Source organism: Streptomyces sp. NBC_00390 (assembly GCF_036057275.1).
Taxonomy (GTDB): domain Bacteria; phylum Actinomycetota; class Actinomycetes; order Streptomycetales; family Streptomycetaceae; genus Streptomyces.
On record NZ_CP107945.1, the window covers coordinates 6,605,608 to 6,630,677 of the forward strand.

General features: G+C 69.2%; 15 protein-coding genes, 3 rRNA genes and 1 pseudogene. 14 read left to right on the top strand and 5 right to left on the bottom strand.

The annotated features are described in order from the left end of the window. Positions 1-325 precede the first annotated feature (325 nt). The 5 genes and pseudogenes from OHS70_RS29245 (at position 326) to OHS70_RS29265 (ending at position 7,841) form a co-directional block, all read left to right on the top strand. Positions 326-1,851, top strand: a 16S ribosomal RNA gene (locus OHS70_RS29245). Positions 1,852-2,163: 312 nt separating this feature from the next. Continuing rightward, positions 2,164-5,287, top strand: a 23S ribosomal RNA gene (locus tag OHS70_RS29250). A 134-nt stretch (positions 5,288-5,421) separates the two neighbouring features. Further along, positions 5,422-5,538 (top strand): 5S ribosomal RNA (gene rrf / locus OHS70_RS29255). The 16S, 23S and 5S rRNA genes sit together here, the layout of an rRNA operon. A 134-nt stretch (positions 5,539-5,672) precedes the next feature. Then, positions 5,673-6,653: pseudogene (locus OHS70_RS29260) on the top strand (hypothetical protein); the annotation flags it as partial. Between the two features lie 405 nt (positions 6,654-7,058). Next, positions 7,059-7,841 carry a hypothetical protein gene (locus tag OHS70_RS29265; RefSeq protein ID WP_328405982.1) on the top strand — a complete coding sequence of 261 codons (783 nt, stop codon included), beginning with the start codon at positions 7,059-7,061 and terminating at the stop codon, positions 7,839-7,841. A 76-nt stretch (positions 7,842-7,917) separates the two neighbouring features. Here OHS70_RS29265 and OHS70_RS29270 read toward each other — a convergent pair whose 3' ends face one another. Beyond that, positions 7,918-9,198, bottom strand: coding sequence for a DUF1015 domain-containing protein (locus OHS70_RS29270; RefSeq protein ID WP_328402245.1), 1,281 nt, complete (start codon positions 9,196-9,198; stop codon positions 7,918-7,920). 74 nt (positions 9,199-9,272) lie between these two features. Here OHS70_RS29270 and OHS70_RS29275 point away from each other — a divergent pair, with 74 nt between their 5' ends. The 4 genes from OHS70_RS29275 (at position 9,273) to OHS70_RS29290 (ending at position 13,302) form a co-directional block, all read left to right on the top strand. Beyond that, the gene (locus OHS70_RS29275; protein ID WP_328405984.1) at positions 9,273-10,301 is read left to right on the top strand and encodes an HAD hydrolase-like protein; all 1,029 of its coding nucleotides are present in this window, start codon (positions 9,273-9,275) and stop codon (positions 10,299-10,301) included. Between the two features lie 138 nt (positions 10,302-10,439). After that, positions 10,440-11,441, top strand: coding sequence for a FecCD family ABC transporter permease (locus tag OHS70_RS29280; protein ID WP_443062767.1), 1,002 nt, complete (start codon positions 10,440-10,442; stop codon positions 11,439-11,441). A gap of 8 nt (positions 11,442-11,449) precedes the next feature. Continuing rightward, positions 11,450-12,469 carry a FecCD family ABC transporter permease gene (locus OHS70_RS29285; RefSeq protein ID WP_328405986.1) on the top strand — a complete coding sequence of 340 codons (1,020 nt, stop codon included), beginning with the start codon at positions 11,450-11,452 and terminating at the stop codon, positions 12,467-12,469. A 29-nt stretch (positions 12,470-12,498) separates the two neighbouring features. After that, positions 12,499-13,302: an ABC transporter ATP-binding protein gene (locus OHS70_RS29290; RefSeq protein ID WP_328402249.1), complete on the top strand. Its 804-nt coding sequence runs from the start codon at positions 12,499-12,501 to the stop codon at positions 13,300-13,302. Positions 13,303-13,657: 355 nt separating this feature from the next. On the opposite strand, the gene OHS70_RS29295 is transcribed toward OHS70_RS29290, so the two are convergent. Beyond that, a complete protein-coding gene (locus OHS70_RS29295; RefSeq protein ID WP_328402251.1) occupies positions 13,658-14,005 on the bottom strand; it encodes an SCP2 sterol-binding domain-containing protein in 348 nt (115 codons plus the stop codon). A 42-nt stretch (positions 14,006-14,047) separates the two neighbouring features. Between OHS70_RS29295 and OHS70_RS29300 the strand changes: the two genes are divergently transcribed. The 5 genes from OHS70_RS29300 (at position 14,048) to OHS70_RS29320 (ending at position 19,550) form a co-directional block, all read left to right on the top strand. Then, complete coding sequence (locus tag OHS70_RS29300; RefSeq protein WP_328402253.1) at positions 14,048-14,395, top strand: hypothetical protein; 348 nt, start codon at positions 14,048-14,050, stop codon at positions 14,393-14,395. A gap of 7 nt (positions 14,396-14,402) precedes the next feature. Next, positions 14,403-15,218: a TlyA family RNA methyltransferase gene (locus OHS70_RS29305; RefSeq protein WP_328402255.1), complete on the top strand. Its 816-nt coding sequence runs from the start codon at positions 14,403-14,405 to the stop codon at positions 15,216-15,218. Positions 15,219-15,271: 53 nt separating this feature from the next. Continuing rightward, positions 15,272-16,171 (top strand): NAD kinase, encoded by a 900-nt coding sequence (locus OHS70_RS29310; protein WP_328402257.1) that lies wholly within the window; start codon positions 15,272-15,274, stop codon positions 16,169-16,171. 130 nt (positions 16,172-16,301) lie between these two features. After that, the gene (recN, locus tag OHS70_RS29315) at positions 16,302-18,029 is read left to right on the top strand and encodes a DNA repair protein RecN (protein ID WP_328405988.1); all 1,728 of its coding nucleotides are present in this window, start codon (positions 16,302-16,304) and stop codon (positions 18,027-18,029) included. Positions 18,030-18,467: 438 nt separating this feature from the next. Next, positions 18,468-19,550, top strand: a complete 1,083-nt coding sequence (locus tag OHS70_RS29320) for a glycosyltransferase family 4 protein (RefSeq protein ID WP_328402259.1) — start codon at positions 18,468-18,470, stop codon at positions 19,548-19,550. A gap of 433 nt (positions 19,551-19,983) precedes the next feature. Here the strand turns inward: OHS70_RS29320 and OHS70_RS29325 are convergent, their stop codons facing one another. From OHS70_RS29325 to OHS70_RS29335, 3 genes are all read right to left on the bottom strand, one after another. Then, a complete protein-coding gene (locus OHS70_RS29325) occupies positions 19,984-21,642 on the bottom strand; it encodes a PucR family transcriptional regulator (protein ID WP_328402261.1) in 1,659 nt (552 codons plus the stop codon). A gap of 40 nt (positions 21,643-21,682) precedes the next feature. Next, positions 21,683-23,065 carry an FAD-binding oxidoreductase gene (locus OHS70_RS29330; RefSeq protein ID WP_328402263.1) on the bottom strand — a complete coding sequence of 461 codons (1,383 nt, stop codon included), beginning with the start codon at positions 23,063-23,065 and terminating at the stop codon, positions 21,683-21,685. An 88-nt stretch (positions 23,066-23,153) separates the two neighbouring features. Continuing rightward, positions 23,154-24,956, bottom strand: a complete 1,803-nt coding sequence (locus OHS70_RS29335; protein ID WP_328405990.1) for a glycoside hydrolase family 15 protein — start codon at positions 24,954-24,956, stop codon at positions 23,154-23,156. Between the last annotated feature and the right edge of the window lie 114 nt (positions 24,957-25,070).

Consider the following 25,070-nt stretch of genomic DNA (forward strand, 5'->3'; position numbering starts at 1 on the left):
CACGCCGAAAGGGAAACGCGAAAGCGTGGAACTGGAAAGCGCCCCGCCGGCCGGGAATCGGACACGAAAGAGTCTGATAGAGTCGGAAACGCAAGACCGAAGGGAAGCGCCCGGAGGAAAGCCCGAGAGGGTGAGTACAAAGGAAGCGTCCGTTCCTTGAGAACTCAACAGCGTGCCAAAAATCAACGCCAGATATGTTGATACCCCGTCCATCTTCGGATGGCAGGGTTCCTTTGTAGAAACACAGCGAGGACGCTGTGTGCGACGGGGACTATTCCTCCCTGTCGCACCGCTCTCGTGGTGTCGACCCGATTACGGGTAAACATTCATGGAGAGTTTGATCCTGGCTCAGGACGAACGCTGGCGGCGTGCTTAACACATGCAAGTCGAACGATGAAGCCCTTCGGGGTGGATTAGTGGCGAACGGGTGAGTAACACGTGGGCAATCTGCCCTTCACTCTGGGACAAGCCCTGGAAACGGGGTCTAATACCGGATAACACTGCGGGCCGCATGGTCTGCGGTTGAAAGCTCCGGCGGTGAAGGATGAGCCCGCGGCCTATCAGCTTGTTGGTGGGGTGATGGCCCACCAAGGCGACGACGGGTAGCCGGCCTGAGAGGGCGACCGGCCACACTGGGACTGAGACACGGCCCAGACTCCTACGGGAGGCAGCAGTGGGGAATATTGCACAATGGGCGAAAGCCTGATGCAGCGACGCCGCGTGAGGGATGACGGCCTTCGGGTTGTAAACCTCTTTCAGCAGGGAAGAAGCGAAAGTGACGGTACCTGCAGAAGAAGCGCCGGCTAACTACGTGCCAGCAGCCGCGGTAATACGTAGGGCGCAAGCGTTGTCCGGAATTATTGGGCGTAAAGAGCTCGTAGGCGGCTTGTCACGTCGGATGTGAAAGCCCGGGGCTTAACCCCGGGTCTGCATTCGATACGGGCAGGCTAGAGTGTGGTAGGGGAGATCGGAATTCCTGGTGTAGCGGTGAAATGCGCAGATATCAGGAGGAACACCGGTGGCGAAGGCGGATCTCTGGGCCATTACTGACGCTGAGGAGCGAAAGCGTGGGGAGCGAACAGGATTAGATACCCTGGTAGTCCACGCCGTAAACGTTGGGAACTAGGTGTTGGCGACATTCCACGTCGTCGGTGCCGCAGCTAACGCATTAAGTTCCCCGCCTGGGGAGTACGGCCGCAAGGCTAAAACTCAAAGGAATTGACGGGGGCCCGCACAAGCAGCGGAGCATGTGGCTTAATTCGACGCAACGCGAAGAACCTTACCAAGGCTTGACATATACCGGAAAGCATTAGAGATAGTGCCCCCCTTGTGGTCGGTATACAGGTGGTGCATGGCTGTCGTCAGCTCGTGTCGTGAGATGTTGGGTTAAGTCCCGCAACGAGCGCAACCCTTGTTCTGTGTTGCCAGCATGCCCTTCGGGGTGATGGGGACTCACAGGAGACCGCCGGGGTCAACTCGGAGGAAGGTGGGGACGACGTCAAGTCATCATGCCCCTTATGTCTTGGGCTGCACACGTGCTACAATGGCCGGTACAATGAGCTGCGATGCCGCGAGGCGGAGCGAATCTCAAAAAGCCGGTCTCAGTTCGGATTGGGGTCTGCAACTCGACCCCATGAAGTCGGAGTTGCTAGTAATCGCAGATCAGCATTGCTGCGGTGAATACGTTCCCGGGCCTTGTACACACCGCCCGTCACGTCACGAAAGTCGGTAACACCCGAAGCCGGTGGCCCAACCCCTTGTGGGAGGGAGCTGTCGAAGGTGGGACTGGCGATTGGGACGAAGTCGTAACAAGGTAGCCGTACCGGAAGGTGCGGCTGGATCACCTCCTTTCTAAGGAGCACTTCTTACCGGCCCTCGGGTCGGTCAGAGGCCAGGACATCGGCGAACGTCCGATGCTGGTTGCTCATGGGTGGAACGTTGATTATTCGGCGCACTTGACCGTCTTTTCTTCCTAGTACTGCTCTTCGGAGCGTGGAACGGCAGGGGAGCGGCGAGGGCGCCTGGCGCGCTGTTGGGTGTCTGAGGGTACGGACTGCGGTCCCTATCTTCGCGATGCCGGCCCCGGTGAACTCGTCCTTTGTGGGCGGGGTGGCGGGTGGCTGGTCGTTGCTTGAGAACTGCACAGTGGACGCGAGCATCTGTGGCCAAGTTTTTAAGGGCGCACGGTGGATGCCTTGGCACCAGGAACCGATGAAGGACGTGGGAGGCCACGATAGTCCCCGGGGAGCCGTCAACCAGGCTTTGATCCGGGGGTTTCCGAATGGGGAAACCCGGCAGTCGTCATGGGCTGTCACCCGCTGCTGAACACATAGGCAGTGTGGAGGGAACGAGGGGAAGTGAAACATCTCAGTACCCTCAGGAAGAGAAAACAACCGTGATTCCGGGAGTAGTGGCGAGCGAAACCGGATGAGGCCAAACCTACGACGTGTGAGACCCGGCAGGGGTTGCGTCGTGGGGGTTGTGGGATCTCTCTTTTACGGTCTGCCGGCCGTGAGACGAGTCAGAAACCGTATGGATAGGCGAAGGACATGCGAAAGGTCCGGCGTAGAGGGTAAGACCCCCGTAGCTGAAATTCATGCGGCTCGTTTGAGAGACACCCAAGTAGCACGGGGCCCGAGAAATCCCGTGTGAATCTGGCGGGACCACCCGCTAAGCCTAAATATTCCCTGGTGACCGATAGCGGATAGTACCGTGAGGGAATGGTGAAAAGTACCGCGGGAGCGGAGTGAAATAGTACCTGAAACCGTGTGCCTACAAGCCGTGGGAGCGTCGCATGCAAGCTTGCTTGTATGTCGTGACTGCGTGCCTTTTGAAGAATGAGCCTGCGAGTTTGCGGTGTGTTGCGAGGTTAACCCGTGTGGGGAAGCCGTAGCGAAAGCGAGTCCGAACAGGGCGATTCAGTAGCGCGCTCAAGACCCGAAGCGGAGTGATCTAGCCATGGGCAGGTTGAAGCGGAGGTAAGACTTCGTGGAGGACCGAACCCACCAGGGTTGAAAACCTGGGGGATGACCTGTGGTTAGGGGTGAAAGGCCAATCAAACTCCGTGATAGCTGGTTCTCCCCGAAATGCATTTAGGTGCAGCGTCGTGTGTTTCTTGCCGGAGGTAGAGCACTGGATAGGCGATGGGCCCTACCGGGTTACTGACCTTAGCCAAACTCCGAATGCCGGTAAGTGAGAGCGCGGCAGTGAGACTGTGGGGGATAAGCTCCATGGTCGAGAGGGAAACAGCCCAGAGCATCGACTAAGGCCCCTAAGCGTACGCTAAGTGGGAAAGGATGTGGAGTCGCAGAGACAACCAGGAGGTTGGCTTAGAAGCAGCCACCCTTGAAAGAGTGCGTAATAGCTCACTGGTCAAGTGATTCCGCGCCGACAATGTAGCGGGGCTCAAGCGTACCGCCGAAGTCGTGTCATTGCAGTATGTACCCCCAACGGGGACTGTGATGGGTAGGGGAGCGTCGTGTGCCGGGTGAAGCAGCCGCGGAAGCGAGTTGTGGACGGTTCACGAGTGAGAATGCAGGCATGAGTAGCGATACACACGTGAGAAACGTGTGCGCCGATTGACTAAGGGTTCCTGGGTCAAGCTGATCTGCCCAGGGTAAGTCGGGACCTAAGGCGAGGCCGACAGGCGTAGTCGATGGACAACCGGTTGATATTCCGGTACCCGCTTTGAAACGCCCAATATCGAATCAGACGATGCTAAGGCCGTGAAGCCGCCCCTGATCTCTTCGGAGTGAGGGGGAGTGGTGGAGCCGCCGGCCCAGATCTGTAGTAGGTAAGCGATGGGGTGACGCAGGAAGGTAGTCCAGCCCGGGCGGTGGTTGTCCCGGGGTAAGGGTGTAGCCCGAGAGATAGGCAAATCCGTCTCTCATGCAGGGTGAGACCTGATGCCGAGCCGATTGTGGTGAAGTGGATGATCCTATGCTGTCGAGAAAAGCCTCTAGCGAGTTTCATGGCGGCCCGTACCCTAAACCGACTCAGGTGGTCAGGTAGAGAATACCGAGGCGTTCGGGTGAACTATGGTTAAGGAACTCGGCAAAATGCCCCCGTAACTTCGGGAGAAGGGGGGCCATCACCGGTGATGAGTCTTGCACTCTGAGCTGGGGGTGGCCGCAGAGACCAGCGAGAAGCGACTGTTTACTAAAAACACAGGTCCGTGCGAAGCCGTAAGGCGATGTATACGGACTGACGCCTGCCCGGTGCTGGAACGTTAAGGGGACCGGTTAGCTCTGTTTCGACAGGGCGAAGCTGAGAACTTAAGCGCCAGTAAACGGCGGTGGTAACTATAACCATCCTAAGGTAGCGAAATTCCTTGTCGGGTAAGTTCCGACCTGCACGAATGGCGTAACGACTTCTCGACTGTCTCAACCATAGGCCCGGTGAAATTGCACTACGAGTAAAGATGCTCGTTTCGCGCAGCAGGACGGAAAGACCCCGGGACCTTTACTACAGTTTGATATTGGTGTTCGGTTCGGCTTGTGTAGGATAGGTGGGAGACTTTGAAGCCTGGACGCCAGTTCAGGTGGAGTCGCCGTTGAAATACCACTCTGGTCGTGCTGGATGTCTAACCTGGGTCCGTGATCCGGATCAGGGACAGTGTCTGATGGGTAGTTTAACTGGGGCGGTTGCCTCCCAAAGGGTAACGGAGGCGCCCAAAGGTTCCCTCAGCCTGGTTGGCAATCAGGTGTTGAGTGTAAGTGCACAAGGGAGCTTGACTGTGAGACCGACGGGTCGAGCAGGGACGAAAGTCGGGACTAGTGATCCGGCGGTGGCTTGTGGAAGCGCCGTCGCTCAACGGATAAAAGGTACCCCGGGGATAACAGGCTGATCTTCCCCAAGAGTCCATATCGACGGGATGGTTTGGCACCTCGATGTCGGCTCGTCGCATCCTGGGGCTGGAGTCGGTCCCAAGGGTTGGGCTGTTCGCCCATTAAAGCGGTACGCGAGCTGGGTTTAGAACGTCGTGAGACAGTTCGGTCCCTATCCGCTGTGCGCGTAGGAGTCTTGAGAAGGGCTGTCCCTAGTACGAGAGGACCGGGACGGACGAACCTCTGGTGTGCCAGTTGTCCTGCCAAGGGCATGGCTGGTTGGCTACGTTCGGAAAGGATAACCGCTGAAAGCATCTAAGCGGGAAGCCTGCTTCGAGATGAGGACTCCCACCTCCTTGAGAGGGTAAGGCTCCCAGTAGACGACTGGGTTGATAGGCCGGATATGGAAGCCCAGTAATGGGTGGAGTTGACCGGTACTAATAGGCCGAGGGCTTGTCCTCAGTTGCTCGCGTCCACTGTGTGGTTCCCGGGTTGCGAACAGTCGCACCGGTTGAACCAGCTCCACTACTTAATTGAAGAGTGTGCTTGTTCGCTAAGCGCCGATATCCCGCTTTGCGGGGTGGCCCGATAGAGTTTCGGTGGTCATAGCGTTAGGGAAACGCCCGGTTACATTCCGAACCCGGAAGCTAAGCCTTTCAGCGCCGATGGTACTGCAGGGGGGACCCTGTGGGAGAGTAGGACGCCGCCGAACAATCTTTCAAGGACCCTTGGTCCAGCGTTCACGCTGGACCAAGGGTCCTTTTTTGTTTTGCTGATTTGCCGAAGCGCGACCGATGGCCGGCTGCGCGAGAATGACTGTGGTACCCGAAGACAGGAGTCACACCGATGTCCACCAACTCTCCCGACGATCGTCCGGATCGAGAGCCGCGTCGCAGGGACGGTGGTGACCGCGGCGGTTTCCGCGGTGGTCGTGACGACCGGGATCGTGGGCCTCGCCGGGACGGAGACAACGACCGTGGCGGATACCGCGGTTCGCGTGATGACCGTGGTGGCCGCCCCAGCAGCGGTGGCGGTGGCTTCCGCCGCGATGACCGGCCTGGTGACCGTGACCGTGACCGTGGTCCGCGTCGGGACGATGACCGTGGTGGGTACCGCGGGTCCCGTGACGACCGTGGTGCCGGCCGCCCCAGCAGCGGCGGCGGGTTCCGTCGCGACGACCGTGGCGGTGCCAGCAGCGGTGGCGGTGGCTTCCGCCGCGATGACCGGCCTGGTGACCGTGACCGTGACCGTGGTCCGCGTCGGGACGATGACCGTGGTGGGTACCGCGGGTCCCGTGACGACCGTGGTGCCGGCCGCCCCAGCAGCGGCGGCGGGTTCCGTCGCGACGACCGTGGCGGTGCCAGCAGCGGTGGCGGTGGCTTCCGCCGCGATGACCGGCCTGGTGACCGTGACCGTGACCGTGGTCCGCGTCGGGACGATGACCGTGGTGGGTACCGCGGGTCCCGTGACGACCGTGGTGCCGGCCGCCCCAGCAGCGGCGGTGGGTTCCGTCGCGACGACCGTGGCGGTGCCGGTGGCAGTGGCGGTGGGTTCCGTCGCGACGACCGTGGCGGTGCCGGTGGCAGTGGCGGTGGGTTCCGTCGCGACGACCGTGCCGGCGGTGGTGGCTACGGGCGCCGTGACGACCGTCCCAGTGGCCCCCGTCGCGAGGACGACCGCGGTGGTCAGCGCTGGCCTCGTGACGACCGTGGTGGCGGCCGTCCCGGCAGTGGTGGCGGGTTCCGTCGCGACGACCGTGCCGGCAGCGGTGGCTACGGGCGCCGGGATGACGAGCGCGGTGGCGGCTTCCGTCGCGACGACGACCGCGGTGGGTACCGCGGTCAGCGGGACGATCGCCGGGATGACCGTCGCGACGATCGCAGGGATGATCGCCGTGATGACCGTCAGGGTGGCTTCCGTCGCGATGACCGTGACAGGGACCGGGATCGTGCTCCACGTCGCGATGATGACCGTGGTGGGTACCGCGGTTCGCGTGATGACCGTGGTGGCCGCCCCAGCAGCGGTGGCGGCTACGGGCGCCGTGACGACCGGCCCAGCGGCCCCCGTCGCGAGGACGACCGCGGTGGCTTCCGCGGTCCCCGCAGCGACGACCGTGATGGCGATCGCGACCGCGGCGGCTTCCGCGGCCAGCGTGGCGACCGTGACCGGGACCGCGGTGGCTACGGCCGTCGCGAGGACCGGGACCGTCCGGACCGCGAGCCCATCAAGCGGCTGCCGATTCCCGACGACGTCACCGGCGACGAGATCGACAAGGACGTACGGCAGGAGCTCCAGAGCCTGCCGAAGGGCCTCGCCGAGGACGTTGCCAGGAACCTCGTCATGGTTGCGAACCTGATCGACGAAGACCCCGAGCAGGCGTACGCCTACTCCAGGGTGGCGCTGCGGCTCGCCTCGCGTGTGGCTGCTGTGCGCGAGGCCGCGGGCTTCGCCGCGTACGCGACGCAGAAGTACTCCGAGGCGCTGGCCGAATTCCGGGCGGCCCGGCGGATGACCGGCGGCGTCGAGCTCTGGCCCGTCATGGCGGACTGCGAGCGCGGGCTCGGACGGCCCGAGCGGGCGATGGCCATGGCCGGTGAGCCCGAGGTCCAGAAGCTCGACAAGGCCGGTCAGGTCGAGATGCGGCTCGTCGCCGCAGGAGCGCGCCGGGACATGGGGCAGATCGACGCCGCCATCGTGACCCTGCAGAGCCCTGAGCTGGCGTCCAGCTCGGTGCAGCCCTGGACCGCGCGGCTGCGGTACGCGTATGCCGACGCGCTCCTGGCCGCCGACCGGGAGAGTGAGGCGCGCGAGTGGTTCGCCAAGGCGCTCGAGGCCGACAAGGACGGTGCGACCGACGCGTCGGATCGCCTCGCCGAGCTGGACGGCGTGGAATTCGTCGACGTCATGGACGAGGACGACCACGACGACGTCCCCGACCCCGACGACGCGAACGACCGCGATGGCGAGGACGAGCACGACACCGCGGACGGGACCGAAGGCAAGCAGGCCGAGTAAGTCCGGTTGCTCTGTGAGCGTATGGCTGAGGGCGGCACCCACTGTGGGTGCCGCCCTCAGCCATGTTCACGCCGCGTCAGTCCAGTGCGAGGCTGCGCAGGACCAGTCCCGTGGCCGGCTTCGGGCCGAACGACGTCGACTTCCGGGGCATCGTCACGCCCTCGCGTGCCAGGTCGCGCACGACGTCCTCCCGTACCGGATGCATCAGCACCGCCGTGCTGCCGCGGCGTTCGGCCTGGTCGACGGCGGCCAGGGTGTCGTGGATGTACCCGATGTGCTCGGGGGCGTCCGGGATCTTCCAGACATGGTCCAGGAGCGTGGCGTGCAGCACGGTCGCGTCCAGGCTGCGCCAGGTCTCGGGACGGTCGGCGCGGACCGTACGGGACAGCAGCTGCGGATCCGGCCGGTCGATGAGGTGGAAGGAGCCGTCGCCGGCGAGGAGAAAGGCGTTGCCCTCCGCCGCCGCCTCCGAGAGAGCGGCCAGTGCCTGCTCCAGCGGGACGTCGAGCCGCCGACTGCGGAAGGAGTCGCCCAGCGAGGCGAGCGCCTGGGAGACCGGGAGGCGGTGCAGCAGCCGGTGGATCGCCCGGACCTGGAGCGGGTAGCGGGCCGTGTCGATGAGCAGTACCAGGCCGTAGTTCCACGGGCCGTGCGAGGGGTGCTCGGCGCGCAGGCGCAGGTAGGTCGCCCAGCGGTGGTGGCCGTCGGCGATCAGGGCCTGACGCCGGGACAGATCGTCGCGCACCTCGGCCAGTTCACCCGGCTCCGTGATCGACCAGAGCAGATGGCTGAAACCGTCCTCGGTCGTGGTCGACAGCAGTGGAGGCCGCCGGGCCGCGCGCTCGATGACGGCTGCCGCGCCGTTCCCGTTGTTCGTACTGCGATAGGTGAGCAGCAGCGGCTCCAGATTGGCGGCCGTCGTACGCATCAGGGCGGCCCGGTCCGCGACGATGTCAGGCATCACGTCCTCGTGCGGCAGGACCACCCCCTCGGACGGCTCCGACAGGGCGAGCGCCCCGATGATGCCGCGCTGCAGGATGTCGCCCCTGCGCTGCTCGTACACGTACAAGGCGGGCTCGGGGTCCGGGGCCAGGACGCCTTCGTTGAGCCACCGCGACAGTGTGTCGGCGGCTTTGCGATGGCGGGTGCCGGCCGCGGCCGCCTGCGGGAGGATCAGCCGGACGATGTTGTACGGATCTGCCGACTCCAGGTGGTGCAGGCCGTCGGGGCGTACGACCACGTCGTACGGCGGCGAGGTCACGGCGGCGAGACTGCCCACCCGCTCAGGGACATAGCGCAGTCCACGGAACGGGATCAGATGCAGACCGTCATTGGCCGCCGGACCTTCGGTGTTCATTTGTGCATCGTATGTGGGGTGCGCACATGAGCGATGATCGGGGGAGTGAACCCGAGCGCGAGGAGCGGAAGCGGATGAGTCAGCAGGGCAGGAACCGGCCGAGCGGCAGTACGCAGGCACTGAGCGAGGCGTACGACACGGCCCTGCTGGACCTCGACGGCGTGGTGTACGCGGGCGGCGAGGCGATCGCGCACGCGGTCGAGTCGCTGGGGACGGCCCGCGCGGGCGGTATGCACCTCGCGTACGTCACCAACAATGCGCTGCGCACGCCCGACGCCGTGGCGGAGCATCTGACCGAGCTGGGGATTCCGACCGCCGCGGACGATGTCATCACCTCGGCGCAGGCGGTGGCCCGGCTGATCTCCGAGCAGGTTCCGGCCGGATCCCGGGTGCTGGTGATCGGCGGCGAGGGGCTGCGGGTCGCGCTGCGCGAGCGCGGTCTCGAGCCGGTGGACTCGGCCGACGACGGTCCGGTGGCGGTCGTCCAGGGGTACGGCGGTCCGGGCCTTGCCTGGGGGCGCTTCGCCGAGGCCTGCTTCGCGATCGCGCGCGGGGTGCCGTGGTTCGCGTCCAACACGGATCTGACGATCCCGAGCGCGCGCGGCATCGCGCCCGGCAACGGCGCCGCGGTGGAGGTCGTGCGCATCGCCACGGGAGCCGTGCCGCAGGTCGCCGGGAAGCCGTTGCCGCCGATGCACCGCGAGACGATCCTGCGGACGGGTGCCGAGCGGCCGCTGGTGGTCGGCGACCGGCTGGACACGGACATCGAGGGCGCGTTCAACGGTGGCGTGGACTCGCTGCTCGTCCTGACCGGGGTGACGGACGCGGCGCAGCTGCTGGCCGCCGTACCCCAGCACCGGCCGACCTATGTGGACGCCGATCTGCGGGGGATGCTCACCGGGCAGCCCGCAGTGGCGGCGAGCGAGGACGGGTTCCGCTGCGGCGGATGGACGGCCGCGGCGCGCGGTGAGGTGCTGGCGCTGGAGGGCGACGGCGAGTCGCTGGACGGGCTGCGGGCGCTGTGCGCTGCCGCCTGGTCGCACGCGGGGGACGGCGCGTGCACGCTCGACGCCGGAAAGGCCCTGGCCCGGCTGGGGTTGTAGCCCGAGGTCACCCGAGGTCAGCTGCCTGGGCCCGAGGCGCCGCCTCCCGCCGCCGAGGCGCTACCAAAGGGAGGCTAACCTAACCGCGTGTTGGTCGACAGTCCCCCGAAACAGAGCGCGGAGCCGCTGTCCGCACCGGTGACTCCCAAGCGGCACGCTTTGCGTGCCGTCGGGTTGCTCGTGTCGTTCGGCGTCCTGCTGCTGGTGTGCGTAGCGAGCATCGCCCTGGGCGCCAAGGCGATTCCGCTCTCCGATGTGTGGGACGGCCTGTTCCACAACACCGGCACCGGCAACGACGTGATCATCCGGGATGTGCGCGTGCCGAGGACGCTGCTCGGCCTGGTCGTCGGTGCGGCCCTCGGGCTCGCCGGTGCGGTGATGCAGGCGCTGACCCGTAACCCCCTGGCGGAGCCAGGCCTGCTGGGGGTGAGCGCCGGTGCCTCGGCGGCCGTCGTCTCCGCCATCAGCTTTCTCGGCGTCACCTCGCTCACCGGTTTCGTGTGGTTCGCGCTCCTCGGCGCGGCCGTGGTGTCCAGTGCCGTGTACGTCCTCGGCGGCAGCCGCGGCGCCACCCCGGTGCGGCTGGCGCTCGCGGGGACGGCCGCGACTGCCGCGCTGTACGGCTACATCAACGCCGTTCAGCTGCTCGACGCGGCCGCGCTGGACCGGCTGCGCTTCTGGACGGTGGGATCGCTCGCCTCCGCCGACATGGGGACGATCAAGAAGATCGCGCCGTTCATCGCCGTCGGCATCGTGCTGGCGCTGCTGCTGGCCCGGCCGCTGAACGCGATGGAGATGGGTGACGACACCGCCCGTTCGCTCGGCGCGCACCTGAACCGCACCCGCGTCCTGTCGATGCTCACCGTCACCCTGCTGTGCGGGGCGGCGACCGCCGCCTGCGGGCCGATCGTCTTCATCGGCCTGATGATTCCCCACCTCGTCCGCGCCGTCACCGGGCCCGACATGCGCTGGATCCTGCCGTACGCGGCGGTGCTCTCGCCGGTCCTGCTGCTGGGCGCCGATGTCATCGGCCGGGTCGTGACGCGCCCCTCCGAGCTGCAGGTCGGCATCGTGACCGCACTCATCGGCGGGCCCGTCTTCATCCAGCTCGTACGCCGCAAGAGGATGGCCCAGCTGTGAAGAACGTGATGCGAACACCCGGCGGGCTCTCCGTACGGATCGACCTCCGGTCGGCGGTCGTCGTCCTGTTGCTCGCCGCCGCCGCGGCGGCTACGGCAGTGGTCCTCATCGGCAGCGGCGACTTCCCGATGTCGTTCGGCGACGTGGTCGGCACTTTCCTCGGGAACGGCACGCCGGCGCAGGAACTCATCGTCCGGCAGCTGCGCCTGCCGAGGGTGCTGGTCGCGCTGCTCGTCGGGGCGTCCCTGGCGCTCAGCGGCGCGATCTTCCAGTCCCTGTCCCGTAATCCGCTCGGCAGCCCCGATGTGATCGGCTTCGGCCAGGGCTCCGCCGTCGGCGCGCTCAGCGTCATCGTGCTCACCCAGGACGGGGCGCTCGCGGTGGCGGGCGGCGCGGTGGCGGGCGGTGTGGTGACCGGTGCCGTCGTGTACGTACTGGCCGTCAAGCGCGGCGTGCACGGCCTGCGGCTGGTGCTCGTCGGTATCGGCGTCGCGTCCATGCTCACGGCCGTGATCCACTATCTGGTGACCAAGGCGAACCTGGTGGACGCCACCCGGGCCACGCTCTGGATGACCGGATCCCTCGACGGACGCGACTGGGCGCAGGTGTGGCCGCTGCTCGGGATGGGCGCGGTGCTGATGCCACTGGTGTTCCTGCACGGGCGGCCCCTGCGGATGCTGGAGATGGGCGACGACGCGGCGTACGCGCTCGGGGTGCCGGTCGAGCGCACCCGAGTGGTGCTGATGGCATCGGGCGTGCTGTTCATATCGGGCGCGACGGCCGCTGCCGGGCCGATCGCCTTCGTCGCGCTGAGCGCGCCGCAGCTGGCCCGCCGGCTGACCCGCTCGCCGGGGCCGAACCTGGTCGCGGCCGCCGTCATGGGCGCCGCCCTGCTGCTGGTGGCGGACTGGGTGGCCACGCACGCGTTCGGCGACCGCCTGCTTCCGGTCGGTGTGGTGACCGGAGTGCTGGGCGGCTGCTACCTGCTCTGGCTGCTCGTCACCGAGCGCAGGGCGGGACGGATATGACTTCCTACGGATCCAGGAGTACGACGGCAATGCAGCGCCTCAGCGCGGAATCGGTCACCCTCGGCTACGACCAGCGGGTCATCGCCGAGAACCTCTCGGTGGAGATCCCCGACCACTCCTTCACCGTGATCGTCGGCCCGAACGCCTGCGGCAAGTCGACGCTGCTGCGGGCCCTGTCGCGGATGCTCAAGCCCACTCGGGGCCGGGTCCTGCTGGACGGGCAGGCCATCCACTCGCTCCCCGCCAGGAAGGTCGCCAGGACGCTGGGCCTGCTGCCGCAGTCGTCGATCGCGCCGGACGGCATCACGGTCGCCGACCTGGTCGCCCGCGGGCGCTACCCACACCAGGGACTGCTGCGGCAGTGGTCGCCCGAGGACGAGCGGATCGTCGAGGAGTCGATGACCGCGACCGCGGTCCACGAGCTGGCGGACCGCTATGTCGACGAACTCTCCGGGGGACAGCGGCAGCGCGTGTGGATCGCGATGGCGCTCGCGCAGCAGACACCACTGCTGCTGCTCGACGAGCCGACGACGTACCTCGACATCCAGCACCAGCTCGAGGTGCTCGATCTGTGCGCGGAGCTCCACGAGTCGCAGGGACGCACGCTCGTTGCGGTCCTGCACGACCTCAACCAGGCGGCGCGCTACGCGACCCACCTTGTCGCGCTGCGCGACGGCAAGGTCGTGGCGGAGGGCCCGCCGTCCGATGTGGTCACGGCGGAGCTGGTGGAGCAGGTCTTCGGGGTGAGGAGCCGGATCATCGAAGACCCGGAGTCCGGCACGCCCTTGGTGGTCCCGGCTGCCCGCAGGCGCGGCGCGCCGGTGAAGGTCTGAGGGCGAGCGGACGCCGCCTCGGGCCAGGGCTGCCGGCGGCGGAGCCGCGGTCGGCAGCCCTGGCCGGCGCCGGCCGCCGCGGTGCGTGAGTGCCTCGGGGCCCGGCCGTGCTCCCGCGATGCAGGCGCCGTGGACGGCGAAGCCCCGGTGGCCGGTCGGCGGGCGTGAGACCTGGTGACGATCCGGCCGATCGTGGGCGCCGGGCAGGCGCAGGGGCTTACGGCGGTGCACCGGCGCACCGCTGTACGAGCGTCATACGCCGTGAGCCGGCCGCGGGTCGTGGCGCGCCTTGGAATCCGTGCCGGCGCACAACGCACACGTCCCCGGTCAGGACTCGCCCGAGCCGATGTGCGCGCTACAGCAGCGTCCGCAGGCGCAGCAGGTCGCGGAAGCCCGCCTCGAGTCTCACCCGGCCCGATGCCCACGCCTTGGCGAAGTTCAGTTCTCCGCCCACCATCGCGACCAGGTCGTCGCCCGTCATCGCCAGCCGGATCTGGGCCTTGTCGCGCGGCGCCCCCGGCAGTGTGTCGAGCACCTCGATCCGGCCGGCGCCCAGCCGTCCGGTGAAGGTGATGTCCAGGTCCGTGATGTGGCAGCTGAGCGAACGGTCCAGCGCAGCGGCGCCGCGTACGTCGCCGTCCGCCTTCGCCAGATTGTCCGAGAGTTTGTCGAGTGCGCTGCGGCACTCTTGCGTTGTGGCCATCGTGATCGACGGTACCGCAGGGCTTCGCGATAGCGTCTGGGCATGAACGACTCGATGCCGGGACCCGGCACGGAACCGGAGCACGAGGCTCCCGAGGAGAGCGCGCCCGCGGCCGAGGCGGACGACCCGGCCGCACCCGCGCCGCTCGGCGTGCAGCGCACGCCCACCGGCAATGCCGAGGTCGATGTGCTCCTCGAGCGGCTGGGCGACGCCGACCACCTCCCGGCGGACGGACACCTGGAGGTGTACGAGGATGTACATCGAGGGCTGAGGGACGCACTGACCGCGCTCGACACCCGCCAGGGGCCCCAGCCCTCCCTTCCCGCCCGTCTGCCGACCACCACCCCGCATCGCGGCCCTTCGGGCCACCAGAACGACTACAGGAGCTGAACCCACCGTGGCAGGAGTGGCCCGCCGCCGTCTGGACGCCGAGCTGGTACGCCGCAAACTCGCGCGCTCGCGCGAGCACGCGAGCCAGCTGATCGCCGCAGGGCGGGTGACCGTCGGCGGCAACACCGCCGGCAAGGCCGCCACCCAGGTCGAGACCAGCGCCGCCATCGTGGTCGCATCCGACGACAGCGACCCGGACTACGTCTCGCGCGGTGGCCACAAGCTCGCGGGCGCGCTGGCCGCCTTCGTACCGCTCGGGCTGAAGGTCGAGGGCCGGCGGGCCCTGGACGCGGGAGCGTCGACCGGCGGATTCACCGACGTACTGCTGCGGGCGGGCGCCGCGCATGTCCTCGCCGTGGACGTCGGCTACGGCCAGCTCGCCTGGTCTCTGCAGAGCGATGAACGCGTGACCGTCAAGGACCGTACCAACGTCCGTGAATTGACGCTGGATACGATCGACGGAGTGCCGGTGGACCTTGTGGTGGGCGATCTGTCCTTCATTCCGCTCGGGCTGGTTCTGCCCGCGCTGGTGCGCTGCACCGCGCCCGACGCGGACCTCGTACTGATGGTCAAACCACAGTTCGAGGTGGGTAAGGAGCGCCTCGGCAGCGGTGGTGTGGTGCGCAGTCCCGAGCTGCGTGCCGAGGCCGTTCGGGACGTGGCGCGCAGGGCGGGGGAGCTCGGTCTCGGGGTGCGGTCGGTCACCGCCAGCCCGCTGCCGGGCCCTTCCGGGAACGTCGAATACTTTCTGTGGCTCCGGGCCGGGGCGCCCGAGCTCGATCCGGCGGACGTCGACCGTGCAGTGGCGGAGGGACCTCGTTGACCACGACATCAGCAGCTTCACCGGCTTCGGCAGCATCGGCCGAAGCGGCAGACATGCCTGCGAGACGGACTGTCTTCCTCCTCGCGCACACCGGCCGGCCCGCGGCGATCCGCAGTGCCGAGCTCGTCGTCCAAGGGCTGCTGCGCAGCGGCATCGGAGTACGCGTACTCCAGGCCGAGGCAGCCGATCTGCCGCTGCCCGCGTCCGTGGAGACCGTCGTGGACGCCACACCCGAGGTGCTCGACGGCTGCGAACTTCTGATCGTGCTCGGCGGCGACGGGACGCTGCTTCGCGGGGCCGAGTTCTCCCGCGCCTCCGGGGTGCCCATGCTGGGCGTCAACCTGGGCAGGGTGGGCTTTCTCGCGGAGGCCGAGCGCGACGACCTGGACAAGGTCGTGGACCGGGTCGTCACCCGCGCCTACGAGGTCGAGGAGCGCATGACCCTCGATGTCGTCGTGCACCGCAACGGCGATGTCGTGTACCGGGACTGGGCGCTGAACGAGGCCGCAGTCCAGAAGGTCTCCCCGGAACGGATGCTGGAGGTCGTCCTCGAGATCGACGGCCGGCCGGTCACCGGCTTCGGCTGCGACGGAATCGTGTGCGCCACGCCGACAGGTTCGACGGCGTACGCGTTCTCGGCCGGCGGGCCGGTGGTGTGGCCGGAGGTCGAGGCGCTGCTGATGGTGCCGATCAGCGCCCACGCCCTGTTCGCCAAGCCGCTCGTGACCTCGCCGACGTCCGTCCTCGCGGTGGAGGTGCAGCCGCACACCCCCCACGGCGTGCTGTGGTGCGACGGGCGCAGGACCGTCGAGCTGCCGCAGGGGGCTCGCGTCGAAGTGCGGCGCGGCGCCGTGCCCGTACGGCTGGCCCGGCTGCACCATGCGTCGTTCACGGACCGGCTGGTGGCCAAGTTCGCGCTGCCGGTGTCGGGTTGGCGCGGAGCGCCGAGCTAGCCGCCCCCGTCGCACGACGCCCGGCCGCGGCTTGCTGCGGCGCCCGGCTGCCCGGGAGAGTGAATCAGTGGCCGGGGCCCGTCGCACTCGGGGGCTCGGACCTCGTAAGGTCGTGTCCGTGTTGGAGGAGATGCGGATACGGTCGCTCGGGGTCATCGACGACGCGGTCGTCGAGCTGTCGCCCGGTTTCACTGCGGTGACCGGCGAGACCGGGGCGGGCAAGACCATGGTCGTCACCAGCCTCGGGCTGCTGCTCGGCGGGCGCGCCGACCCGGCCCTGGTGCGGATCGGCGCGAAGTCGGCCGTGGTGGAGGGGCGGATCAGGATGCCCGTCGACGCCCCCGCGGCGCTGCGGGCGGAGGAGGCAGGGGCCGAACTCGACGAGGGCACCCTGCTGATCAGCCGGACCATCTCGGCGGAGGGGCGCTCCCGTGCGCATCTCGGCGGGCGGTCCGTGCCGGTGGGCATGCTGTCCGAGCTCGCCGACGAACTGATCGCCGTCCATGGCCAGACCGACCAGCAGGGCCTGCTGCGGCCCGCCCGGCAGCGCGAGGCGCTCGACCGGTACGCGGGTGACGCGGTCGCCGGGCCGCACGCCAAGTACGCGGCCGCCTACCGGCGGCTGCGCGCGGTGAGTACGGAGCTCGACGAGCTGACCACGCGGGCGCGCGAGCGTGCCCAGGAGGCCGATCTGCTGCGCTTCGGCCTGAACGAGGTCGCGGGCGTCGAACCGCGGGCGGGCGAGGACGTCGAGCTCGCCGCGGAGGCGGAGCGGCTCGGTCACGCGGAGGCGCTGGCCTCTGCGGCGGCCGTTGCGCACGGCGCGCTGGCCGGCAACCCCGAGGACCCGGAGGGCGTCGACGCCACGACGCTGGTCGCGGGCGCCGGGCGGGCGCTGGACGCCGTACGTTCCCACGATCCGGCGCTGGCCGCGCTCGCGGACCGGATGGGGGAGATCTCCATCCTGCTCGGCGATGTGGCCGGTGAGCTCGCCGGCTACGCGGACAATCTGGACGCCGATCCGCTGCGGCTCGCCGCGGTGGAGGAGCGGCGGGCCGCGCTGACGCAACTGACGCGCAAGTACGGCGAGGACATCGCGTCCGTGCTGGCGTGGGCGGAGGAGGGCGCGGCCCGGCTCATCGAGCTGGACGGCGACGACGACCGGATCGGCGAGCTCACGGCTGAGCGGGATGCGCTGCGTGACGAACTCTCCGGCCTTGCCCAGGCATTGACGAACGCGCGCAGCGAGGCGGCGGCCCGGTTCGCCGAGGCGGTCACCGAGGAGCTGGCATCGCTCGCGATGCCGCATGCGCGGGTGTCGTTCGCGATCCGGCAGACCGAGGCGGCGGACGAGGCCTCGGGCGTCGAGGTCGGCGGCCGTTCGGTGGTGTACGGGCCCTACGGCGTCGACGAGGTCGAACTCCTGCTGGCCCCGCACCCGGGCGCGCCGCCCCGGCCGATCGCCAAGGGCGCCTCGGGCGGTGAGCTGTCGCGCGTGATGCTCGCGGTGGAGGTGGTGTTCGCGGGCACCGACCCTGTGCCGACGTATCTCTTCGACGAGGTCGACGCGGGCGTCGGAGGCAAGGCCGCGGTCGAGATCGGCCGGCGGCTGGCCAAGCTGGCGAAGTCGGCCCAGGTGGTGGTGGTGACGCATCTGCCGCAGGTGGCGGCGTTCGCGGACCGCCAGCTGCTGGTCGAGAAGACCAATGACGGTTCGGTCACCCGAAGCGGTGTCACCGTTCTGGAGGGCGAGGACCGGGTGCGCGAGCTGTCCCGGATGCTCGCGGGCCAGGAGGACTCCCAGACGGCGCGCGCACACGCGGAGGAGCTCCTGGCCGCGGCACGGGCGGACGGGTAGCGCGGGGGGCGTGCACGCCGGCTGAGGGGGCGCATCATTGCCGGGTGCGCCCGCGTTCCCGTGTGCGCAACCGGACGTGTGTGCCCGGGTCCCGGCGCGCCGAGCGCACGGGTCGGCCGGGTCCGGGTGTCCGGCGGCGGCCCGGGGCGGCGTGTCGTAGGGACCGCGCCGGTGCCGGGGACGCCCGCGGGGCCGGGCGCGCAGGGGCAGCGGGCCGTGCCGGGGTGGCCGCCGTCGTCAACGATGACCTTGGGGAACCGGCCGTGCGCGGCGACACCGGTGCTCGTAGCCATGGCCGCCGCGGCGTACGGCACGGAGGCCGGCCGGCGGCCGGATCACCCATGTGAGTGATCCCAGCACTCCGAAGTACCCGTCCCCTGCCTGGGCGCGGCGCGGGGGCGGTGCCGGAACGTGCGTACGGACTGGCATCCTTGGCGCGTGACACAGCTGCGTACGGTCCAGGTGCTGGGCGGCGGCAGTGCGGGCAGCAGCGCGCACGTCAGGTCGCTGGCCGCCGGGCTGGCGGCACGGGGCGTGCGGGTGACGGTGTGCGCCCCCACCGCATTGGAGCAGGCCTACGACTTCCCGGGTGCGGGGGCGCACTTCGCGCCCCTGCCGCGCCGAAGTGACCCCGCGGTGGTGGGAGCGCTGCGCGCAGTATGCGGCGGCGCGGACATCGTCCATGCACACGGTCTGCACGCCGCCGTCCGCGCGGCGCTCGCCATCAGCGGTCAGCGGATCCCCCTCGTCGTCACCTGGCACACCAGGTCCCACAGCGAGGGCGCCCGGCGCCATGTGCTGCGCCTGCTGGAGCGAAGAGCGGCGCGGGCGGCGACAGTTGTCTTCGGGACGTGCTCCGAGCTGGTCGACCGGGCCCGTGAGAGCGGCGCCCGGGACGCCCGCCTCGCACCGGTCGCGGCAACCTGGGGCTGTGCGCAGCGCGGCCAGCAGGGCAAGACCCGCGCCGAACTGGGCGTCGTGGACCGTCCGCTGCTGATGACCGTGGGCAGCCTGGTGCCGCACGGGGGCTACGGCACTTTGCTCGACGCCGCACGGAGGTGGCGCGGGCTCGATCCGGTCCCGCTCCTGATGGTTGCGGGGGAGGGCCGGGAACGGGCCGCGCTCCAGCGCCGGATCCACCGCGAGGACCTGCCGGTGCGCTTGCTGGGGCGGCGCGACGACGTCGCCGACCTGCTGGCCGCGGCGGACGTGGCCGTCCTGCCGAGCCGCTGGGAGGCCCGCTCCCTGCTTGCGCAGGAGGCCCTGCGCCTCGGCGTCCCGCTGGTCGCCACCGCGGTGGGCGGCGTACCGGAACTGGTCGGTGAAGCAGCGGAGTTGGTGCCGTACGGGGATGCTGTCGCGCTGGCTTCAGCGGTGTCCCGGCTGCTGTCGGACCCGGTGAGGCGGGCCGAGCTGGCGGCGGCGGGGCGGGCCCAGGCGAGAACATGGCAGACGGAGGACGAGACGGTCGCGCAAGTGCTCAGCGTCTACGACGAGTTGGTCCAGAGCCGGGCCGGTTAGGCCCTGTCCGGGCGATCTTCGCGGATCGGCCTGCGACGTCGGATGCATGGGGTCTCCCCAGGTCCCCAGGGCCGAGGCATGGGGTCTCCCCAGGCCGCCAGGGCCGAGGCATGGGGTCTCCCCAGGCCGCCAGGGCCGAGGCATGGGGTCTCCCCAGGCCGCCAGGGCCGAGGCATGGGGTCTCCCCAGGCCGCCAGGGCCGAGGGGACGTAAAGCCGGTGGGGTTACCCGCCCGGCCGGCGGCCGGGGCAGATCGCCCTCGTACTGGGCGTACTTGGGCGACTTCGACATCACGGCGAGGTGCCGTAGCCGGGGGTACCTCCTGGGGGTCCCCCCGACGGAGTCTGGGGGGAGAAGCTCTGGGGGAGCGCCGCGGGCCCGACAGGATCGCCCGGACAGGGCCCAACGGCTTCGGCTCCCGATCCCCGCGCCGCTACGGCGTATGCCGCCGAGCCCGCAGCGCCAGGCTCAGTGCCAGTACGGTCTGCGGATCGTCCAGGTCCGTGCCCAGCAGTTCCGAGATCCGAGCCAGGCGGTTGTACAGCGTCTGCCGGTTCAGATGCAGTTCTCGCGCCGTCTCGGCCTTGCGCCCCGCATGCGCCAGATACGTCTCCAGCGTCGGCAGCAGCGCGGGCCGTGACGTCCTGTCGTGCTCGCGCAGCGGGCCGATGGCGCGGTCCACGAACGCCGCCAGGTCCGGGTGTTCGCGCAGACGCCACAACAGCAGATCGATGTCCAGACGGCGGGCGTCGTACCAGGGGCGGTCGCCCAGCCCCTGCGCAGCCGTCGCCGTCTCCGCCGCGTGGCGCAGGCCCGCACTCGCCGCCGCCCAGCCGCCCGCGACCCCGACCACCACGACCGGTGGATGCGCGCCCGCTCTCCCCATGCCTCCGGCCGATGGAACCCCCGCCAGGCCGGCCCGCTCGACCCCGGCCCGCAGCGCTGCGGCGACGCGGTCGGCCACCGCCGTGCGCTCCGACTCCGAGCGCAGGCCCAGCAACAGCGGAACCCGCCCTTCCACGGGACGCACCCCGAGCAGCACCGGCACACCGAGCGAGGACAGCTCCTCGGCGACGGCCCGCGCCAGGACCGCCCAGTTGCCCGTGGGCGACAGCTCCGGGGCCAGCCGCATCACCACCGGGAGCAGCGGCCCGGTCCCGGGCCGGAAGCCGAGAACACGCGCCTGGGCGGGTGCGTCGTCCGCCGCGATCCGTCCCTCGGCCAGGTCGGTCAGGAAGTCACCGCGCCCGCGGGCCGCCAGCTCCTCCTCCTGACGGGCCTGCATCAGCACGACGGCCAGGATGGCCGCGGCCCGCTCCGCGGCGATGCGGTGGACGGGCTGCAGCGGCGACGACACGGCCAGCAGCACGATCCGGGCGCGTACGGCCCCGGTGCCCTGGCCGCCGCCCGGCACATCGACGAGCACGGCGTTGGCCGGCGGACCGTCCTGCTGGGCCTCGCGCCCGCCGCGCAGCCCTTCCCACACCTGAAGCGGATCGGCGACGGCAGGCTCCGCGCCGGGCGTGTCCGCCGCGTACAGCAACTGCCCGCCCGGGGTCTCCAGAAAGACCGGGTCGCCGGTGAAGTCGGCGAGGATGGTCAGCACCTGCGGGACTCCGCCGCCGCCCAGCAGCGCCTGCGTGCACCGCCGGTGCACCTCTTCGGCCTGCTGCAGCAGCGCGTAGTGGCCGTTGACGATCTCGGTGTGGATCTCCTCCGTCACCGAGACGAACGGCACCTCGCGATGCAGCTGGATCAGGGGCAGTCCGGCGGATTTCGCCGCCTCGACGAGGCAGGCGGGGAGCCGGGTGAAGCGCGGACCCAGCTCGACGACCAGCGCCGCGATCCCGCGCTCCGCGAGCCGTGCCACGAACGCGCGCTGCTCGGCCGGCCGGGTGCCGAGGCCGAGACCGGTGGTGAGGAGCAGCTCACCGCCCTTGAGCAGCGACGCGATGTTCGGCACCTCACCGGCGTGCACCCAGCGGACCGTGCGGTTCAGCCGGTCGGCCGCTGCCACGACCTCCGGGAGCCCGCTGCGGAGTCCGGGCAGCTCCAGCGCCCGCTGCACCGTGATTCCGCCCTGTGTTTCCATGGCCGGGACGCTACCTGGGCGAAAGTTCGAAGGACAACTGTCATCGCGGCTTGATGTTGTGGTTCAGCCTGAAGACGTTGTCCGGGTCGTACTGCGCCTTGACCGCTTCGAGTCGCCGGTAGTTCTCGGCGCCGAAACCGGCCACGATCCGCTCGGGGCCTTCCAGCCCGATGAAGTTGAGGTACACGAGACCGATGGACCACGGTACGACGTCCTCCCGCGCGTCACGGACCCACTTCCTGCCGCGCTCGTCGTCGGCCGGGCTGTCCCAGATCCCGAAGGGATGGGAGACCCAGGACGCGGTCCGCCACGGCACCGGATAGGCGGAGTCGCCCCGCTCCAGCGCCCCGCCCATCGGGAAGAGGATGTGCTGCGAGTTCGAGGGCACGATCATGCTCTCCGCACGCGCGCAGAAGACCTGCATGGCCTCCTCGGGAAGCCGGGCCAGATACTCCGCCGACCAGTAGTTCCGCAGCCCCGGCGGGTCGTCGATCATGCACTGCAGATCGGCGTACGGGAGCTCCGTGATGAGCTCCGCGTCGTGTCCGAGCGCGAGCAGCGGCGCCACCGCCTCGCGCAGCTCGGGCAGGGTGCCGGTATATGTGACGAGCACGCAGGCCGCAGCCTTGCCCACCAGGTGCTCCGGCACGAATTCCTCGGGCGGGCCGGTGAGGTAGATGAACCCTCCGCCGACCTCGTCCGGTGCGGACTCCAGCACCTCGCGGTAGACGGGGAGCACCTCATCGCCCCGCTGGGCGGGGAAGAGAAGCAGGGCGACCGACATGGCGGGCAGGGGATGCAGCTTCAGCGTGATCGACGTGGCCACACCGAAATTGCCGCCGCCGCCGTGCAGCGCCCAGAACAGCTCCGGGTGCTCGTCGTCGTCGGCGTGGACTTCGGCGCCTTCGGCCGTCACCAGGTCGACAGCGTCGAGGTTGTCGCAGGCCAGGCCGAACTTCCGCTCCAGCCAGCCCGATCCGCCGCCCAGCGTGAAGCCACCCACTCCGGTGGTGGAGGCCCGGCCGCCGGTGGTCGCCAGGTCGAACGGCTGCGTGGCCCGGTCCAGATGGCTCATGGTGGCCCCGCCGCCGATGCGTGCCGTGCGGGCGACGGGGTCGACGACGACCGAGTGCATCCGGCGCAGATCGACGACCAGACCGCCGTCGGTGGTCGCGAGCCCCGCGACGCTGTGTCCGCCGCCGCGGACGGCCACTTCCAGGTCGTGCTCCCGGCCGAAGCGCACGGCCGCCGCCACATCGGCGGCCGACTCGCACTGGACGATCACCGCGGGCCGCCGGTCGATCATCCCGTTGAAGATCGTGCGAGCCTCGTCGTAGGCCGTGTCACCAGGGGTGATGGCGTCGCCGGCCAGGCTTTCGCGGAGTCCGTTCAGGGCAGGTTCCGCGAGGGGATGGGGCGCCATGGTGCCCCCTTCCGGGGCGCGAGCAGGACCTTTTCATCGTAGGGTCGTGCGGTCCTGCCCCGCACCCGCGCACCTGGCGCCCGCGCCCCTATCCGCCGTAGGCGCCGGACGCGGTCAGCCGCAGCGCCGTGTCGATCAGCGGAACGTGGCTGAAGGCCTGCGGGAAGTTGCCCACCTGCCGCTGCAGCCGCGGGTCCCACTCCTCCGCCAGCAGCCCGAGGTCGTTGCGCAGCGCCAGCAGCCGCTCGAACAGCCGCCGTGCCTCGTCGACCCGGCCGATCATCGCCAGGTCGTCGGCCATCCAGAACGAACACGCCAGGAACGCGCCCTCGTCCCCGGGCAGCCCGTCCACACCCTCGTCGGCACCCTCGGTGGGGTAGCGCAGGATGAAGCCGTCCTCGGTGGACAGCTCCCGCTGGATGGCCTCGATGGTGCCGATGACCCGCTTGTCGTCCGGCGGCAGAAAGCCCATCTGCGGGATCAGCAGCAGGGAGGCGTCCAGCTCCTTCGAGCCGTACGACTGCGTGAAGGTGTTGCGCTCCTTGTCGTAGCCCTTCTCGCACACGTCGTAGTGGATCTCGTCGCGCAGCTCGCGCCACCGCTCCAGCGGCCCGTCAGCGTCGCCGGACTCGATCAGCTTGATGGTGCGGTCGACCGCGACCCAGGCCATCACCTTCGAGTGCACGAAGTGCCGGCGTGGCCCGCGGACCTCCCAGATGCCCTCGTCCGGCTGGTTCCAGTGGTCCTCCAGGTAGCGGATCAGCTTCAGCTGGAGCAGCGAGGCGTAGTCGTTGCGCGACAGACCCGTCATATGGGCCAGGTGCAGTGCCTCGGTGACCTCGCCGTACACATCGAGCTGCAGCTGGTTGGCGGCTCCGTTGCCGACCCGGACGGGGGCGGAGTTCTCGTAGCCCGGGAGCCAGTCCAACTCGGCCTCGCCCAGCTCCCTTTCGCCGGCGATCCCGTACATGATCTGCAGGTTCTCCGGGTCGCCCGCCACCGCGCGCAGCAGCCACTCGCGCCAGGCGCGGGCTTCCTCGCGGTAGCCGGTGCGCAGCAGCGACGACAGGGTGATCGCGGCGTCACGCAGCCAGGTGTAGCGGTAGTCCCAGTTCCGTACGCCGCCGATCTCCTCCGGCAACGAGGTCGTCGGCGCGGCCACGATCCCGCCGGTCGGCGCGTACGTCAGCGCCTTCAGCGTGATCAGGGAGCGGACCACGGCCTCGCGATAGGGCCCGTGGTAGGTGCAGTGCTCCACCCACTCCCGCCAGAAGTCTCCGGTGGCCTCCAGCGCGCCCTCCGGGTCCGGCAGCGCCGGGGGTCCCTTGTGCGAGGGCTGCCAGCTGATCGTGAACGTGAACCGTTCACCCGGGGTGACGGTGAAGTCGGAGTACGTCGTGAGGTCCTCGCCGTACGTCTCCGCGTCCGTGTCCAGCCAGACCGAGTCGGGGCCGGCGACGGCGACCGTACGCGCGCCGACCTTGTGCACCCAGGGCACGACACGGCCGTAGCTGAAGCGCATGCGCAGCGCCGAGCGCATCGGAACGCGCCCGCTCACGCCCTCGACGACACGGATGAGCTGGGGCGCTCCGTCACGCGGGGGCATGAAATCGGTCACCCGGACCGTGCCGCGCGGCGTGTCCCACTCGGATTCCAGGATCAGGGAGTCGCCCAGGTAGCGGCGGCGGTCCGCGGCCTGCGGCTCGGCGCTCTCGCCGTACGCCGGGCCGAGCCGCCAGAATCCGTGTTCTTCGGTGCCGAGCAGCCCGGCAAAGACGGCATGCGAGTCGAAGCGCGGCAGGCACAGCCAGTCCACCGTGCCGTCCCGGCAGACCAGTGCTGCGGTCTGCATGTCTCCGATGAGTGCGTAATCCTCGATGCGCCCGGCCACGTGCATCTCCAGTCGAACGGCCACGTCCGCCCCGCGGGGCGCTTACTGCGGTCAAGGGTCGTTGACGAGCTCGCGGCGTTGACGGGCGGGGATGGTGCCGTTTGCCGGCCTGGC